Annotated in this window: 19 protein-coding genes, 1 tRNA gene, 1 pseudogene and 1 riboswitch; of the genes and pseudogenes, 14 read left to right on the plus strand and 7 right to left on the minus strand. The window is 34.2% G+C overall.

What is annotated here, in order from left to right; genetic code table 11:
* The gene (locus PMN2A_RS06200; protein ID WP_011294702.1) at positions 1–900 is read right to left on the minus strand and encodes an ABC transporter permease subunit; all 900 of its coding nucleotides are present in this window, start codon (positions 898–900) and stop codon (positions 1–3) included.
* 18 nt (positions 901–918) lie between these two features.
* Complete coding sequence (locus PMN2A_RS06205; protein WP_011294703.1) at positions 919–1,980, minus strand: amino acid ABC transporter substrate-binding protein; 1,062 nt, start codon at positions 1,978–1,980, stop codon at positions 919–921.
* Between the two features lie 577 nt (positions 1,981–2,557).
* On the opposite strand from PMN2A_RS06205, the gene PMN2A_RS06210 reads away from it, so the two are divergent.
* The 3 genes from PMN2A_RS06210 (at position 2,558) to PMN2A_RS06220 (ending at position 3,731) form a co-directional block, all read left to right on the plus strand.
* The gene (locus PMN2A_RS06210) at positions 2,558–2,818 is read left to right on the plus strand and encodes a hypothetical protein (protein ID WP_011294704.1); all 261 of its coding nucleotides are present in this window, start codon (positions 2,558–2,560) and stop codon (positions 2,816–2,818) included.
* A gap of 258 nt (positions 2,819–3,076) precedes the next feature.
* The gene (locus PMN2A_RS06215) at positions 3,077–3,463 is read left to right on the plus strand and encodes a putative quinol monooxygenase (RefSeq protein ID WP_011294705.1); all 387 of its coding nucleotides are present in this window, start codon (positions 3,077–3,079) and stop codon (positions 3,461–3,463) included.
* 4 nt (positions 3,464–3,467) lie between these two features.
* A complete protein-coding gene (locus PMN2A_RS06220; protein ID WP_011294706.1) occupies positions 3,468–3,731 on the plus strand; it encodes a hypothetical protein in 264 nt (87 codons plus the stop codon).
* A gap of 110 nt (positions 3,732–3,841) precedes the next feature.
* Here the strand turns inward: PMN2A_RS06220 and PMN2A_RS06225 are convergent, their stop codons facing one another.
* Positions 3,842–4,039 carry a hypothetical protein gene (locus tag PMN2A_RS06225; protein WP_225866294.1) on the minus strand — a complete coding sequence of 66 codons (198 nt, stop codon included), beginning with the start codon at positions 4,037–4,039 and terminating at the stop codon, positions 3,842–3,844.
* Between the two features lie 158 nt (positions 4,040–4,197).
* Here PMN2A_RS06225 and PMN2A_RS06230 point away from each other — a divergent pair, with 158 nt between their 5' ends.
* From PMN2A_RS06230 to PMN2A_RS11100, 5 genes and pseudogenes are all read left to right on the plus strand, one after another.
* On the plus strand, positions 4,198–4,545 hold the full coding sequence (locus PMN2A_RS06230; RefSeq protein ID WP_011294707.1) for a hypothetical protein: 348 nt from the start codon (positions 4,198–4,200) through the stop codon (positions 4,543–4,545).
* A 175-nt stretch (positions 4,546–4,720) separates the two neighbouring features.
* Complete coding sequence (locus tag PMN2A_RS10785) at positions 4,721–4,885, plus strand: hypothetical protein (RefSeq protein ID WP_011294708.1); 165 nt, start codon at positions 4,721–4,723, stop codon at positions 4,883–4,885.
* A gap of 15 nt (positions 4,886–4,900) precedes the next feature.
* Positions 4,901–5,083, plus strand: coding sequence for a hypothetical protein (locus tag PMN2A_RS06235; protein ID WP_011294709.1), 183 nt, complete (start codon positions 4,901–4,903; stop codon positions 5,081–5,083).
* A 4-nt stretch (positions 5,084–5,087) separates the two neighbouring features.
* The gene (locus PMN2A_RS10310; protein WP_011295006.1) at positions 5,088–5,288 is read left to right on the plus strand and encodes a hypothetical protein; all 201 of its coding nucleotides are present in this window, start codon (positions 5,088–5,090) and stop codon (positions 5,286–5,288) included.
* 555 nt (positions 5,289–5,843) lie between these two features.
* A pseudogene (locus PMN2A_RS11100) lies at positions 5,844–5,915 on the plus strand (hypothetical protein); the annotation flags it as partial.
* 79 nt (positions 5,916–5,994) lie between these two features.
* On the opposite strand, the gene PMN2A_RS06245 reads toward PMN2A_RS11100, so the two are convergent.
* The 3 genes from PMN2A_RS06245 to PMN2A_RS06255 all read right to left on the minus strand — a co-directional run bounded on the left by PMN2A_RS06245 (position 5,995) and on the right by PMN2A_RS06255 (position 11,019).
* Complete coding sequence (locus PMN2A_RS06245; protein WP_011294710.1) at positions 5,995–6,627, minus strand: HupE/UreJ family protein; 633 nt, start codon at positions 6,625–6,627, stop codon at positions 5,995–5,997.
* Between the two features lie 11 nt (positions 6,628–6,638).
* Positions 6,639–6,785: riboswitch (cobalamin riboswitch) on the minus strand.
* A gap of 399 nt (positions 6,786–7,184) precedes the next feature.
* Complete coding sequence (locus PMN2A_RS10935; protein ID WP_011294711.1) at positions 7,185–10,511, minus strand: DUF4214 domain-containing protein; 3,327 nt, start codon at positions 10,509–10,511, stop codon at positions 7,185–7,187.
* A 434-nt stretch (positions 10,512–10,945) separates the two neighbouring features.
* Positions 10,946–11,019 (minus strand) — tRNA-Pro (locus PMN2A_RS06255).
* A 218-nt stretch (positions 11,020–11,237) separates the two neighbouring features.
* Here PMN2A_RS06255 and PMN2A_RS06260 point away from each other — a divergent pair.
* The 3 genes from PMN2A_RS06260 to PMN2A_RS06270 all read left to right on the plus strand — a co-directional run bounded on the left by PMN2A_RS06260 (position 11,238) and on the right by PMN2A_RS06270 (position 13,367).
* Entirely contained in the window at positions 11,238–11,408 is a 171-nt protein-coding gene (locus PMN2A_RS06260) for a hypothetical protein (RefSeq protein WP_225866296.1), read from the plus strand.
* A gap of 555 nt (positions 11,409–11,963) precedes the next feature.
* Complete coding sequence (locus PMN2A_RS06265; RefSeq protein WP_011294712.1) at positions 11,964–12,362, plus strand: hypothetical protein; 399 nt, start codon at positions 11,964–11,966, stop codon at positions 12,360–12,362.
* A 537-nt stretch (positions 12,363–12,899) separates the two neighbouring features.
* Complete coding sequence (locus PMN2A_RS06270; protein ID WP_225866297.1) at positions 12,900–13,367, plus strand: hypothetical protein; 468 nt, start codon at positions 12,900–12,902, stop codon at positions 13,365–13,367.
* A gap of 30 nt (positions 13,368–13,397) precedes the next feature.
* Here the strand turns inward: PMN2A_RS06270 and PMN2A_RS06275 are convergent, their stop codons facing one another.
* Positions 13,398–13,574, minus strand: coding sequence for a hypothetical protein (locus tag PMN2A_RS06275; protein WP_197049666.1), 177 nt, complete (start codon positions 13,572–13,574; stop codon positions 13,398–13,400).
* 172 nt (positions 13,575–13,746) lie between these two features.
* Between PMN2A_RS06275 and PMN2A_RS06280 the strand changes: the two genes are divergently transcribed.
* The 3 genes from PMN2A_RS06280 to PMN2A_RS10790 all read left to right on the plus strand — a co-directional run bounded on the left by PMN2A_RS06280 (position 13,747) and on the right by PMN2A_RS10790 (position 15,179).
* Complete coding sequence (locus PMN2A_RS06280) at positions 13,747–14,037, plus strand: hypothetical protein (protein ID WP_011294714.1); 291 nt, start codon at positions 13,747–13,749, stop codon at positions 14,035–14,037.
* Positions 14,038–14,270: 233 nt separating this feature from the next.
* Positions 14,271–14,399, plus strand: coding sequence for a hypothetical protein (locus PMN2A_RS11045; protein ID WP_263892416.1), 129 nt, complete (start codon positions 14,271–14,273; stop codon positions 14,397–14,399).
* A 609-nt stretch (positions 14,400–15,008) separates the two neighbouring features.
* Complete coding sequence (locus tag PMN2A_RS10790) at positions 15,009–15,179, plus strand: hypothetical protein (protein WP_187146439.1); 171 nt, start codon at positions 15,009–15,011, stop codon at positions 15,177–15,179.
* The last annotated feature ends 62 nt before the right edge of the window (positions 15,180–15,241 follow it).

The raw sequence follows: 15,241 nt of genomic DNA on the forward strand, positions 1-15,241 counted from the left end.
TCAACTGTATCTTTGTGATTTTAAAATTAATCTATTTATGATTTCCATGGCATTAGTTATCAATAAATTTAATAGCAAGAAGCTAAAAAGTAATATAATAAAACACTCGATAGCTCTACCTGTTTGATTAATGATAGTATCATTAATTGCGTAAATATCTGAATATCCAACGGCTATAGCTAAGGTACTATTTTTAGCAAGGTTAAGGTATTGACTTGTTAGTCCAGGAATGATCGCTGGTAATGCCTGTGGAAGTATTATGCGGATAAGTCCTTTTCTTTCTGAAATTCCTAAGCTCCTAAACGCTTCCCATTGCCCTCTCGAAACAGAAAGAATACCTCCGCGGATCACCTCTGCTATGTAAGCACTTGTAAAGATACTTAGACCAAATAATAATGCTAGAAACTCCGAAGAAAAAGTTAATCCTGAAAACTCTATTCCTTTATTTGAAATATTAAATATATTTTTTATTTGGATAAACATATTGTCTTTTAAACCTAAGAACCCAACAAAATACCAAAACATAAGTTGAAGTAAAAGAGGGGTTTGTCTAATTATTGTGATGTAACCAGCCGAAATGAGACCTAGTAATGAATTCGTACCTGTCCTTGCAAAGCCTATCAGTGTCCCCAAGAAAGTAGCCAATATTAATGATGAGACAATAACTTTAAGACTGTTAAGCCAACCTATAAATAAAGCCCAAGCATAGCTATCTGAAGAGGTATAAGGTAAGGGGTGTTCCGCTAAAGCAAAACTTGCTGGTTTAAAAAGCCAGCTAAAATTAAAACCAAGACCTGTTCTTATTAGATTTATTGTTAAATTATTAATCAGTATCCCAAATAAACCAAAAAAGATAATAGATATTCCAAATTGCAAAAATAATTTTTGATTTTTTTTCATTCCCGCAATAAATTATTTTTAGTTAAATGGTGGTGAAATATGTACACCTCCTTTCTTGTACAACTCATTTTGTCCTCTTGGAATAGGTACTTCGCTATTTTGTCCTAAATGTCTTTCGTAAATCTCTCCATAATTGCCTGTTGAGCTAATTACTTTAACTACGAAGTCATTGCTAAGTCCAATTTTTTCTCCTAGTCCCCCATCAATACCTAAAAATCTTCTTAAAGGTTTTAACTGAGGATTATTCTTTGCAATTTGAACTTTTTTATCAATATTTGATTTTGTTATCCCTTGCTCTTCTGCCGATATAAGGGAAAAGACAACCCATCTCATTGCATCAGCTAGTTTCTGATCTTGGCCATCAGAAGCAGGAGCAAGTGGCTCCTTGCTCAATACATCATCAAGAATAATATGTTCTTGTGGATTCTTAAAGCCAGATCTAGCTGCAGCCAACTGTGAACGATCAGAAGTCATAGCTGAACAACGACCCTGTAAATAACCAGCAACCACTTGATTAAGATCTTGATATTTGATTGGTGTATAAGGCAGTGAGGCACTCTCAAATGCATCATTTATATTTTGCTCAGTAGTGGTACCTGAACCTACACATATAGATTTATTTGCAAGATCTTTGAGACCACTAATTTTACTTTCCTTCTTGACCATCAATCCCTGGCCATCATGGAAGACAACTGGTGCAAAAGTTAATCCATTTCCTCCTGAGGAATCTCTACTGAGAGTGAAAGTGGTATTTCTTGACAAAAGGTCAATTTCCCCAGTTTTAATAGCTGTGAATCTTTCTGCTGCAGTTAGAGGTCTATATTGAATTTTTTCTGAATCTCCTATGATTGCAGCAGCAAATGCTTTACATATATCGACATCTAGTCCTTGATAAGTGCCATCACTTTTCAGAAAACTAAATCCAGGAATCTTTCCACTTACTCCACAAATCAACTCATTACGATTTTTTATTAGGTTAAGTCTAGAACTATTGTCTTGATTTGTTGTCGCACAGCCAGCTGATAGAGCTGCTAGACCAACTATTACAGATACCAATCGACGCATAATTTTTTTAATCATTAAATTTGATTTTCGCCAGTTATTTCTGTTTCCTAGGCAATTAAAGAAAATCTTTTACTTTTTCTTCATTGAAAGTTGTGATCCCAAAAATAAAGCTTACTAGATGTAATTTCTAATCTCCCTCAGTTTGATTTGGTCTTAATTATTGTGATTTATTTCCCTGTCTGGTGTTTACTTTATTTTTCTTTCTTGTGCTTTAGAACTTCTTTTTCAGTGGCTATTTTTGTCGCTAAGGGTAGAAAAAATTACGCAAAAGTAGTCGAAGCCTTTCCGCTTATGCAAACACTTATTTAAGCCATAGACCACCGACTGAAAGTACTAGGAGAAACACTATAGAAGTGAGAGTTTCTTCCAGCTCCAACCATATTCTTACCTGTTAATTTTTGTTTTCTTAGTGACTAACGCCTAGATAAACAGCATTAGTGGAACCATAAGCACAGCGCAAAGCCATGCGAAAGCACAAGTAAATGACATTAATTTTAGAAATACTTTTGTTAGAAGAGCCTGAAGAGATGGCCTTCTGTGCTGAAACTTTAAAAGAAGTATGTAACCCTGTTGAAGATTGTCACCACATTTAATGAATACCCTGATCATCTCCACCTTTAGCTGCACTTTCGAGTCCTTTGAAAAAGATGTAAGTGGATTTATTACTGACATGGGTAAGGAAGTAGTTTCAGATTATGAGTTCGTCAAAGTGAATGACCATAAATCTCATTTACTTATGAATGTCTTAGATATGGATGCACTTTGTACTGAAATGACTTCAGATAAAGCTAAGGAGTGGGATAAAGCTAATAACTGCGAAGATACTGTTTATGGCATTGAGCTTGTTGAATAAAAACGTCTATTCCGTCTATTGGGTCCTTTGTTAATTAAATCGATGGGGAGCATACAATCGAAATTCACCTGGAAAGTTATTCAGATTTATTCCAGACGGAATTGCTGATCTTTACGCAAGTAGAAATTCAAAAGTTAAAGCGGCTTGATTTGATCTCTCTGTAAATAAGTACTTTTGTTAGAAGAGCCTGAAGAGATGGCCTTCAATACTGAAACTTTAAGAGAAATATGTAATGGTGAGATTAACTGAAATAAATTAATGTCATTCGGAGCCGAGACGCCCTTTATTCTTCTTGCTCGTCTTCAAGTTAAGCCAGACAAAGTTCAAGAATATTTATTACTTGCAGCTAAAACTGATAAGGCTGTTGAAGATTCAGAACCAGGAATGATTCACCATACTTTTGATCAAGATTCTGAAGATCCTCTTTGTTTTGTTTGGTCCGAAGTTTATAAAAATGACGAGGCTTTCCTTGCTCATTTAGCAAATCCACCTGTAGAAGAATATTTACAAGGTCATGCAGAACTTGGCGATAATTTCACTGTGGAAGTTTATGGAACTGTTGGAGATAAATGTAAAACAGCTATGGAGGAAACTGGATTGCCATTAAAAATCTTTGAAAGCAAGCTTGGCTATAGCAGGGTCTAATTAAATGGAAAGACTATTTATTGTATGTACTTTTGACTGCTCGTTTGAGTACTACGAAGAAACCATAGAAAAGTTTGTAAAAGAATATGGAGATGGAGTTGTTATTGACTATGACTTAAACAAAATCAATGACCATAAATCACATTCTTTCTATAACGTCACAAGTTTAGAAGCTTTTGCAAAAATCCTCGATAATCCTTTCGCTAGAGAATGGGATAAAGCTAACAACTGCAAAGATATTGTTTATAAGCTTGACGGACCTTTATAGATTATTTGTTAATTGTTAAAAATTAGATATAGATATGAACCGCTTCTTACTCCTCGACCTAACCGCTGGCTTTTATCCCCTTTCACAAGATTGTTAACGACTACAAAGATTCATTTACCGCCATTACATTGAATAATTGCTACGACTGCTGAATTATATTTCTGACCTAGCTTTTCCATGCAATAAATTTCCGCTGTGGTTTTAATGGCTACTGGAACTTGAGTTAGAGCTAAAAGCATCAGTGCAAATCCAGTCCCTGGTGCATGAATATTTAATTTAAAACCGCTCATCCATCTTCTCTTAGACATGCATTTCAATCATTTACTCCTTGTTTATAGCTATCCCTACGCGATAGTTAATGCTTGTATTAATTTTTACCTTTATCAAAGTCTAAGTCATGAAAGCAGGATGAATTAACTAAAAAATCGTTTTTCAAGTTAAAAATATTCTGCAAAATAAATTCTCAATGGCCTCTAACTTTTATATCGTTCATCACGAATTCAGAGCTGGTACTTCCTCTAAGTGGTGGGAAACTGCTTATGCAGCAATGGCTCCTGGTGGAGGATGGGATGAGGCTGTAGCAGCCAACAAAGAAAAAGGGTTTTTCAACCATTCAGCTAATGCTGTTACTGCAAATGGTCCTGTCTACTGTATTTGGGAAACAAAAGAAGGGATTTCCATAGAAGAATTCCAGGAATTCATTGATGGTCCTACAGGGCCTGGTTTTGGACTGAGTGCATTAATGAATATCTGCAAGCCAATAGATACATCATTAATGAACGGACAAACTCCATATCCAAGAGTTTTCTCCTAAACCTGTCAAAATAAAAAAGGTTGACAGCCGATTGCCATCGGAACAAGTGGGGCTGACTTAGGTCGGCCCCTTCTTTGTTCCCTATCGAAATAATAGGAAGTTGTACTTGAGTAAAAGCCGAGGTGTTTAAATCACAAGGAATCAAGTAGAACATATTCACCCGAACAGGAGGTTTATGAAGCTAAGAACTCCATTTTCTGTAATCAAAAATGCTTTGAGTGATATTCGAGTAATGCATGATTTTAATTACGAAATTCCTGCAGAAACCAGAGATGAGTTTTGGAAAGAAGAATGTGAGGTCCACCCAACTTCTTCAACATGCAAAGTTTATGACAACTAAAAAAACAAAATTTTAATGGATCCGTTTGATCCTGCTCTTCAAAGTACTGCCGTATCCGGAGTCAGGCCTTTACTGACTTTGGCAATATTTGCTGGATTAGGATCTTTTTTCCTTGGAGCACTTGTTACTGCTATTAGAAGGGGAATGAAAGAAAACGGTTGGTTTAAATTTAACCAAGAGAAAGAGAAGCAAGACTAGGCAATTGCTTCTTATAGTCCCTAATCTAAATAAGTCAATTTGGAGTCGATACAGATATATGGAATTTTTTGATGAGTTTAAAATTATTGGCGGGATCATTCCTAACTTGATTGGCTTAGCAGTTTTTTGCGGGGTGATTATTTATTTCGATCAAACTAGAAAAGCAAAAGTCAGACGAGGAGAAAAAGTCCCCCCTCATCAATAAAAAAGATTCTTTTTGCTAAATCAGAAATAATTGGTGGCATTGTTCCAAATCTGATTGCTTTTAGCTTGTTTCTTGGAGAAATTGGATATTTTACTTTGACTGAGAAAATGGCTGAGATGTTTGGTATTAGAAAACGGCCCAAATCAGATTAGTCCTCCACCGTTTGACCGCCGATTCCTATCGGAACCAGAGGGCTGACTTAGTTCAGTCCTTTTTATGTGAGAAGGAAACTGATCGAGGATTCCTAGATTCTTTTGTAAAGATCATGTGCCAAAGATTTCTAATAACACTACCCTCAGCGTATACTCATGACGAATTAAGTGACCTCAACGCTAGATAGGCCGTTTATCTATTCAGAAATTGTCACCCATACTACTTTGGAACTAATGACCAAGTTGACCGAATATCCATCTCAAGCGAAGCAAGAAGCACTTATAGAAGCTCAGAGAAGTAACGAAGAAGTTCGTGTGCTTAGGAAATCTCATTCATAACAAGCGATTAAACAAGAAAATATACGTAAATGGATTCATGTAATAGCTATTTAATAGTTATGGCTGGAATTGGAAAAAGATTGCTGATATTTATGGGGTAAGTCCAATTACTGCTAGGCGGTGGTCTATGGCATAAAAAAGAGGGCTTAATTGCCCCCTCAATAATCGACTGTCAACCGAGCTTTTATTTTACAATTAACAGTCATCCCCAAGACTTAAGGGATTACAGCAACCCAAGAGAAAGCAAGTCCTATTCCTATCCAAATCCCTGCAAATAAATTGCGACCATTCAATCCAAATTTATCAATAACTGATTGAATGGATTGTGTGACCAGTAAAAGTAAGAATAGTTGCGCAAGAAGAAGGCCTAAAAAGTAACCAATCAGCGGTGTAGGTTCTGCACCAACGATGGTGCTTCCAAGTAAGTAGCCATGCAATGAAAACATTGGCAAAAGCCATTTAGTGCTCACAAGATTCAGAACAATTAAGCCCTCTACAGCCAAAGTTAGAGAAACAAGTGCTTCTGCCCAAGGAGCTACTAAATCAGGCAAGGGCTGTAGTTGTACTAGTGCACTTCCTCCTAATCCAACAGCTAAAAGTGGGAGAATCCATTTTATGGATCTCTTTAATCCCACCAGTGCGATTCCTAACATAAAAAGTAAATGATCAGGTCCAAGTAATGGATGACCGATACCACTAAGGAGAGCTTGCCATGCTGAAAGATCAGTACTCTCTCCCATTCCAAAAGGATGATGAGCTAAAGCCGTGTTAGATAAAAAGGTAAGTAATAAAAATAATGGAGTTAAAACTGCAAGAGAATACTTGTGCACCAAAAAGTGAAACCTCATAGGTCGATCCTCGTCGAATAGTAAATAAGGCGGGCATTCTGACTGGTATCGAAGAAGATCGATACATCACAGTTGCGGGACAGCAGCGGATTCGCACCACTTTTCCCCATTACTTCAAATAGCTGATCACTATTCGAACCTCAGAAATAATTTAACCCTCGAGTGCCAAACATTATTAGAACGTAATAGCACCGTTACACCTAAGTCCGTTAAATCCCATTAGATCCCTTTATTTCAGGTAGCTCTTGGACGCAGTATGGACGCAAAGAAAAATAGGCATTAAAAAAGACAGGCTGGGAAACCTGTCTATGACTGATCGGGGCGACAGGATTCGAACCTGGGACCTAGTGCTCCCAAAGCACCAACTTTCCATAATGAGACAAGCTTGTAATAATGATAGTCAGGCTATGACTTAATAGTCAAGATAGTAGTAACTATAACGAGTCTCAGGGTTGACTTATTACTGGCCAAAGGTGACCGTAGAGTACCAATTGATCGCTCAAGGATCGCTCGCCTTAGGCCCTTGCTTCGACAAAAATAGATTATCAAATCTCATATCAGCCAAATCCTGTCATTTCAGTAAATAATAATTTGTTCTCTATTGATTCAGAAAAGCCTAAAAGCACTTCATGTCTAGTTTCTGCTCCATTATTTAATTGATTAGACCAATACAATAAACCAGATAAATCTGCCACTCTTCCTAAAACATTTTGATATAGATTATTAACATACACTTCTGTACTAACATTCGTTCCATACTTAGTAGCAAACTCAGGAGACTTTAGAAAAGACATAGCAACCGCTCTCTCATCATCTTCACCAGAACTATATTTCCCAATCCAATACTTAAGGCCATCTGAATCTGGGAACCGCGCAAAGGCTGCGTTGTACAGACGAAACATCTTCCCTGAATCAGTATTTAATCCTGTAATCTGATCAAAAACCCCTATAATATCGTCTAGGACACTAGTTGTTTTATCTACAAATTTGAGCTTATCAATACCTGTAATCTCATCATACCTAGAATCTACTTTAATTTCATACCTTCCATTACCTCGATTATAAAATTTATATTCATCGAAATTATTTGAAAAAGTTAAACTATTTGAATCATCAAAGCTTACATTTGAGCTTAAAATAGTAAAATTCTTTGAATGAACTCTATTTAATTTTTCAGAATCATTATATACGTTAAAACTTAGATCTTTTACGACTTCATCGTTAGAGGAATTAATATAAATTTCAGTTTCGTATTTGTCACCAGAGTAGAATCTCAAGGTACCCGAAGATCTTCTAAAATCTTTTGAATCAAATTTCTCTCCCTTAATATCCCAATATAATTTACTAGTACTCCAATCAGTTTTTGGCAACCCATTCGGCTCTATAATAACTTTAAAGTATTCTCCATAATTAATAGAATCTGATATATTAATATTAAGATCTATATCCCAATCTTCTAATTGGAAAGAAGTTTGGGCAAGCAGTTCAGCTTCAAGACGTTTTGAATTTGGATATAGTTTGAAATATGCTAATTCATTACCCTCATTATAATTATCATCCTGTTTAGTATATATATTTATAGAAGCCTCACCATTTTCATCAGTAATAATTGAGCTCCTTCTATAAGAATATGAAATGTCGCTACTATCTATTTCAGAACCTGTTATCTCCCAGTAAAGGTAAGAAGACATTTTAACAGGATATGTTTTTACTTTAATATTAATTAACTCGGACTCAACATAAGAAGGTTTATTAGTAATGATTTCATAATCATATTGTAGTGGTTGTCCTATAGAAGTATCAATCAAATAAGGCCATACTGTTTCACCAACCTGCTCAGTATTTTTAGCATCCTTGAAAAGCTTTATACGAAGCAATTCATTCCCTTCAGTAGTTAAATCATTGGCAATAACATGGGAGAAAGTAAACGTTCCATCAGCACCAACTTTCCCGTATCCATCTAATAAACCAGGAGTGAAATCAGTAGAGTGAATGCCAACTCCTGAAAGATTCCAATATAGGATTGTACCCTCAGCTAAGTTTGTAGTTTCAACGGTTGTCGTAAGAGTTTCACCTTCATCAAGATTCAAAGAAGAAGCCGAAATTTTATAGGTTGGAGGTAATGATGTAGAGGTGTCTAAAATAGTAATTAAATCAGATTTAGCAATCTGATTTTCTCGACTTGGATCATTAAAAAGAAAAATATTGAATGTTTCCGTTCCTTCCGTCGCCAAGTCATTAGCAAATTTATGAGATAAAATTATTTGATTATTAACAACACTATCTGATCCAAGCAACTCACCTAAAGAGAGATCAGAATCTTGAATATTTTCCCCTAAAATAGACCAATAAAGAATAGTTCCATCAGGTACATTAAAAGTACTGATATTTGTTGTGAATGAACTACCTTCATCAGATTCTAATGTAGACGTCGATATTGAATAAGGCTTCCTTGTTAGTGGAGGAGAATTATACCAATCATCAGTGAGAGGATTTGCGAAACCAACTACACCACTAGTCAATTTTGCTGCAATATCATCACTATGTGTAGTTCCTGAACCCCATGTAATTACTGACCCATCATTTTTTAAAGCTGCAAAAGAAAGTCCTGAAGCATAGATCTCAATGACATCGCTCTGAAGTAGATGTGTTGGACTTGTACCCCCAAAGTCTATATAGGGTAAATTCGGACCACCTCCCCAAGTAACTACTGATCCATCATTTTTTAACGCAGCAAAAGCACAATTATTTGGAACAATACTAACAACATCCTTAGTTAAGGAAGAAAAGACTGAAGAGCTATCTCCCCCAGAATCACTCTTGCCCCAAGTAACAACTGATCCATCATTTTTTAACGCAGCAAAAGCATATTCAGTTGCATAAATCGTCTTAACCCCACTAGCAAGTAAATTAGCTACTGAACTACTATCTCCTCCTGCATTTTTACTACCCCATGTAATTACTGAACCATCATCTTTTAATGCCGCAAAAGCATCTCTAGACGTAAAAATATCACTAACTGCCTCTTGTAGTAGATGTTTAACATCGCCAAATAAGATTAAATCCTCATGAAAAGTTACTCCATCAATTGGATAAGGAGTATCAAACTCAGAACCGGAAAGAGGTTCTATATCAATACATCCCCAAACGACTACTGAACCATCATTTTTTAATGCAGCAAATGCTTGCCCTGATGTGAAAATTTTACTAACGCCTGTACTTATTAATGAGCTAACAGAAGAACTATCACCACCATGAGTATCTCTGCCCCAGGTAACGACTGAGCCGTCATCTTTCAGCGCAGCGAATGCTTTATAGGTCGAATAAATAGATTGAACATTACTTTTTAAAAAATTAGCTACTGAACTAATGTCTCCACCGTTTCCCTCCTCCCCCCCTGGATGAGTCCAAGCCACGACCGATCCATCATCCTTAACTGCAGCAAATGATGAAACAGTTGAATAAACATCTCGAACACTATTATCTAGTTGAGATCCAACAGTGTCTGTATAGTTTCCCCAACTGATAACGACAGAGCCATCATCCTTTAATGCTGTGAAACCATTTCCAGAAGAAAAAATCTTTATAACACCACTATTAAGTTTTGGCTCATAAGCACTCCAACCCTCTCCACCTTTGCCCCACGTAACGACTGAACCATCATTTTTCAAAGCAGCAAATGCTTTGTCACTTGAAAAGAGCTGAATTACTCCATTATTAATCTGATCACTAACAGAACTACTATCTCCACCATGTGCGCTACTTCCCCAAGTAACGACTGAACCATCATTCTTTAAAGCGGCAAAAGCCTGATTATTTCTAAATTCACTATGTGATTTTCCACTAAAAGCAAGGATATTTTTTTCTACACTATGGCTTGTCATTGTTAACTAATAGAAATCAAGAAAAAACAAAGCATATTAATCTTTCAATATTACTATTTTGTATAGAAGACTATAAACGAACAAAGGTATCCCTTTAAACCCAAGGGTAATAAATGAGCAAATGAGATGGCTAAGCAGAAAAAAGCAATTAATACTTTTATGGGCTACTGATGAACGATTTCTTGCTATTAGCCCTTATTAAATAAAGAAGATTGACAGCCGATTGCAATCAAAGCAAGTGAAACTGACTTATTTCAGTACTGATTAATTTAATGCCTCATTGAACTAGATCAACTATTAAAAAGCTAAAAGGTCTCTATGACAGAAGAAAATTATGCCAAAGCCACCCAAAGATACCCATAGGATCGCTCACTGATCGCTCAGTCTAATTTCCCATTAAAAAAGCAAGGGCTGGGAACCCTTGCTATTACTGATCGGGGCGACAGGATTCGAACCTGCGACCTAGTGCTCCCAAAGCACCCGCGCTACCAAGCTGCGCCACGCCCCGCAACTATTTAATCTTAAGGCTTCAAAGGTGCTTAATTACGAGGATTAAAAAAATATTTCCAAATCAACCCCTTCGAAAAACCATTATTTATATTCTTGGTATTGTAAAAACATGCAGCTAGAACAACCAGAAAAAAATCAATATCAAATAAAAAGCAGCCTAAAACAATATGAACTCGTGGGAATTCCTCCTAATAGCTAGGATTGAATTCATTCACAGTGAACCCATTGGCCCCTCATTTAGATCACCCTTTTTTAATATTGACTTGGCACTTACTTGTTGGTTACCTTCTTACTGTTAGTTGTGACTGGAACTGGATTCCTTTGACTAAAGAGGAAAAAAAGAGAGGTCCATCTCTAGATCAAGTTAGAGGTAGAATATTTGGCTGAAAAGTCAAAATATGATAGACATTTATTCGAAATCTAAATGTATTAAATCATGAGGAATTTAATACACTTTTTTTAGATTTGCCTTGCAAATAAAGAGACTACGAAAGACAAAAAAGGAATAAAATATTCGAAAATAGTTTTCATTAATTACTACGAAAAAATTTCAATGATTTTGTCAAAAATCAAAGTTAAATCAACTGGACTTCAATGAGTTGGGATTAATGAAACTCAAAATCCAAACATAAATTTTTATGGTATCTATAACAAAACCAATAAGAAAAAAAAAAGCTAGTGAAACACATATTTTTAAATGTTACGAATACTAGAGGTAGAGCAATTAAAACCTTTACTTAAATTTTTCTATAAATGGGTTAGCTAATTAAAAGCAGTTTTTTTAATTGATTTTAAACTGACTAATTTTTAAAGACTTCTTATTTAAAAATTTAATAGATTCTTTTAAACACATTTAAAATATTAGTCATAGTTCACTCCTTTTTTATTCACGGAAAGGATAAAAATCTTTCATAATTTGAATATATATACTTAGGCCGGTCAGTGAAACTGATACCAAATTTTGCGGAGTTACTGCATGAGGTAAAGCTGCCTGCGGCTGAAAAATGCTTTTCTATTGAAGAAGGCGATGAAAAGTACATCGAGCAATGGATAAAGGATGGAGAAATAACATGTGAATTGGAAAAACTCTTCAATTGGATAAACCTAGAATACAAATTAAAGAGAACAGATCTAAATGATGAGGAAAGACAACTTGCTGAAGAAGTAAAAAAGAGATTCCCTGTAGACCAATGGCGTGTTATTAAAATTTTTAGTGATCATCAAAAGAAATATCGTTACTACAAAAAGGCAATTGAAGATGTAAAAAGACGAACAACACCTCGAATGAACGAACAAGCAATTATGACCATTTTCAGCCCTGGCTGGGGTATAAATACCTAGCGTGGTATAATTACCTATAAGTCGTAATGGATTCTAATCTCATGATCAAAGACTACCCTTTGCTTCCTTTCCTTATTTTTGCAGGAGCATTAGTCAGCACAGCAACAATTGGTTTGCCTGTATTTGCCGGATAGATAAAAAACACCACAAATTAAATTGGCTAACCTTTAACTTAAAGAAATAAAGTTAAAACAAATAAGTATTTGCGGGTATATTTTGAAATTAATAAGAATATATTTTAATAAAGCCCTTTTATTCAGTATTAAAATTATTTTTCTAAAATTGCAGACCAATAATTAAAAAGAAAATAAGAAGAGTATAAAAACATTCCGAGGTAAACCCAGTTAAGCCATGCTGGACGCTTATTACCGGTAGTCATCAACTCTATCAATATATTATCAATATATTATACTTATACATATGAGGTTTGACTGAAGGATTCTAAAGCTTTACGTTAATTCTAAAAGTTCAAAACCAAAAGTAATTACATAAGGGGAGGTATTTATGAAAAAACGATATAAGTTTCTCCAAAAGCATATGAATGAATTCATCACAACTTTCAATAGTTTAAGAGGAAACATATGGTCATTAAACTTTCCAGTTTTTCTTTTTGATAGAGATTGGTTTAGGCTCAAAAAAGTCACCCTTTATGATTTAGCCAAAGAACTTAAGCCGGACAACTCTCAAGAGGCCCCTGAATTAATTCAATATCAACAATTACTCAAAGATGGTCACGAACATTTGCTTGCAATTCAAGAATGTTGGAACGAATTTGGAATAGAAGATTTTCACAGATCCCTTAGAAACTCGTCTGAATGGAAATCAAAAGGAAACAATGGATGGACATTCAAAAAATACGCTGAACTTCTAACTGGATATAGAAATATTATTGAAAACAAAGAAATTCGTATACCAATAATTATTTTAGGCAGGAACCCAAATGAAGATCATCAACTTGAATGGATAAGCGAAGAATTCATTTCTGAACTAACATTCGCGGATTAAAAAATATAAATCAGCTCTATAAAAGATCGATCAAGCAATAGTTAAATCATCCGATCTAGTACCCCACTCGGTATCTTCTAAAAGATCAGAGTAGCAAGAGGCATTTACTAGGTTATATTTTTGAAATTTCCAATCTGAATCTTCGAGATAATCTGAGTACTCAAATGTTTTGGCAAGAAGAGAGAATTCCTTACTAAAAGGGCACATAGAGATTATGTATTTTTTCAATCATTCACACTACTAAGGATAAAAGCAACTAAATATAATAATTCCTAAAGATTTAGATAGAAAAAATAAAGTAGCAAAATAAGAAATGACATCCATTTAGATAAAAACCTGTCATAGAATATTAAAACGAGAAAAGGCTTAGTAAAAACGAATGGGTTACATCAAAAAGGAAAAGGAAGGAGAATTTGATTTCGACAAGCTCCCAGAAGGGATTTATTTCTTTTCAGGTCAAGAGGGATTTGTGAAAATCGAAGTAAATAAAGATGGACATCAGTCTTGGGATCTACAAAATTGGTTTGCCTCTTTAGATCCAGACAAAGATGAGGCGCAACATCAAAAAACAATTGAAGACATCAAAAAAAGATTAAATGCAGATACTGGAATAATTAATCCTTCTAAAAAACAAGAGAAAAGAAATTTTTTAAACATTTTTAGCCAATAAGCAAAATCTAAACCTATTCAAAAAATATAATTACTCGATTTACTGCGAATCCAATTAGAAAATATCTTAACAACGTACACCAAGCATATAAATATACACATTCATAATCTGTCTTTGAGACTTCCTCTCCTTTATGTATTAATAAAAGATTAAATCTATAATTTGAATTATTTTTAATAATAAGAGCGGCACATAATACTAATGATAGAAATACATTACTATTCAAAAAGAAAATGAAAGCAATAAAAAAAGAAATATTTGAAATCAAGTCAATTGAGGGAATTAATATAGCAGGCAAAACAAACAGATTAGAGAATATATATACAACTCTGCTATGTTTTAGCCAAGAGGACATGTTCTAAAATATATATATTTATATTTAGCAAACAATTAAGGTTATGGCAATTTTTAAGTCAAAATTGATTAAAAGAGAAATCAAAAGCCTATAAATAATCTAACCTATTAAGAAAAGGCTGAAGATCATATTCGGAAATAAAAGGTATGAACAGAAATATAAGTTAATTATCTAGTACGTCTTTATATATTTTTTTTTCATATATCTAGAAAAGCCATCAAAGAAGTTAAGATTAAAGAGAAATACCTAAAAGAATGAGAATATTTTTGCTTCTTTCTTTAATCATTTTAACGATTTTTTTGGTTTTCAAAAAAGTTTTTTATTCGGCAAAAAGAAATCTTTTCAAGGATCAAGCTGAATGGTTTAGCAAAGATATAAAAATAAAATACAGTAAATCGAAAGAAAATTCGACATCAGACAAACATGATAACTATCTAAAAATAATTGCTGACGAATCAAAATTCTATCTAGAAGAGCAATCAAATCAAGATTAGGAGTACAACCAATTAAATAACCTATAAAAAAATAGAAAGTCTTAAATTAATTAAAAATGTACTATCAATTATTATTCATTAATAATATTTATTTCCTTTTAATAAAGGACATTTTACTTGATATGACGATAAATAATCCAATTTTTATTTTTGCCCTAATAACAGTTATTTGGTTCATTCCAGGAATTTTAGTTAGAAGGATTAATGAATTAAAACAGATAAAGAAATCAAAAAAGAGACAAGCTGATGCTATTAATAAGCTATATCCCAATTCCAAAGATTCCTCTAATTAACAAAAAATATAGGATTTATTAAGTTTATACTATATATAAACTTATTCTTAGATTATTAGATC

Source organism: Prochlorococcus marinus str. NATL2A, from assembly GCF_000012465.1.
In the GTDB taxonomy this organism is placed as follows: Bacteria; Cyanobacteriota; Cyanobacteriia; order PCC-6307; family Cyanobiaceae; genus Prochlorococcus_B; species Prochlorococcus_B marinus_B.

Coding starts and splice junctions, on each gene's coding strand:
- PMN2A_RS06270 (WP_225866297.1), top strand. CDS start 12,900: ATGAATGAATTCATCACAACTTTCAATAGTTTAAGAGGAAACATATGG.
- PMN2A_RS06215 (WP_011294705.1), top strand. CDS start 3,077: ATGTCATTCGGAGCCGAGACGCCCTTTATTCTTCTTGCTCGTCTTCAA.
- PMN2A_RS06235 (WP_011294709.1), top strand. CDS start 4,901: ATGGATCCGTTTGATCCTGCTCTTCAAAGTACTGCCGTATCCGGAGTC.
- PMN2A_RS06225 (WP_225866294.1), bottom strand. CDS start 4,039: ATGTCTAAGAGAAGATGGATGAGCGGTTTTAAATTAAATATTCATGCA.
- PMN2A_RS10790 (WP_187146439.1), top strand. CDS start 15,009: ATGACGATAAATAATCCAATTTTTATTTTTGCCCTAATAACAGTTATT.
- PMN2A_RS06275 (WP_197049666.1), bottom strand. CDS start 13,574: ATGTGCCCTTTTAGTAAGGAATTCTCTCTTCTTGCCAAAACATTTGAG.
- PMN2A_RS06230 (WP_011294707.1), top strand. CDS start 4,198: ATGGCCTCTAACTTTTATATCGTTCATCACGAATTCAGAGCTGGTACT.
- PMN2A_RS06205 (WP_011294703.1), bottom strand. CDS start 1,980: ATGATTAAAAAAATTATGCGTCGATTGGTATCTGTAATAGTTGGTCTA.
- PMN2A_RS10785 (WP_011294708.1), top strand. CDS start 4,721: ATGAAGCTAAGAACTCCATTTTCTGTAATCAAAAATGCTTTGAGTGAT.
- PMN2A_RS06200 (WP_011294702.1), bottom strand. CDS start 900: ATGAAAAAAAATCAAAAATTATTTTTGCAATTTGGAATATCTATTATC.
- PMN2A_RS06245 (WP_011294710.1), bottom strand. CDS start 6,627: ATGAGGTTTCACTTTTTGGTGCACAAGTATTCTCTTGCAGTTTTAACT.
- PMN2A_RS06210 (WP_011294704.1), top strand. CDS start 2,558: ATGAATACCCTGATCATCTCCACCTTTAGCTGCACTTTCGAGTCCTTT.
- PMN2A_RS06220 (WP_011294706.1), top strand. CDS start 3,468: ATGGAAAGACTATTTATTGTATGTACTTTTGACTGCTCGTTTGAGTAC.
- PMN2A_RS10935 (WP_011294711.1), bottom strand. CDS start 10,511: ATGACAAGCCATAGTGTAGAAAAAAATATCCTTGCTTTTAGTGGAAAA.
- PMN2A_RS11045 (WP_263892416.1), top strand. CDS start 14,271: ATGAAAGCAATAAAAAAAGAAATATTTGAAATCAAGTCAATTGAGGGA.
- PMN2A_RS06280 (WP_011294714.1), top strand. CDS start 13,747: ATGGGTTACATCAAAAAGGAAAAGGAAGGAGAATTTGATTTCGACAAG.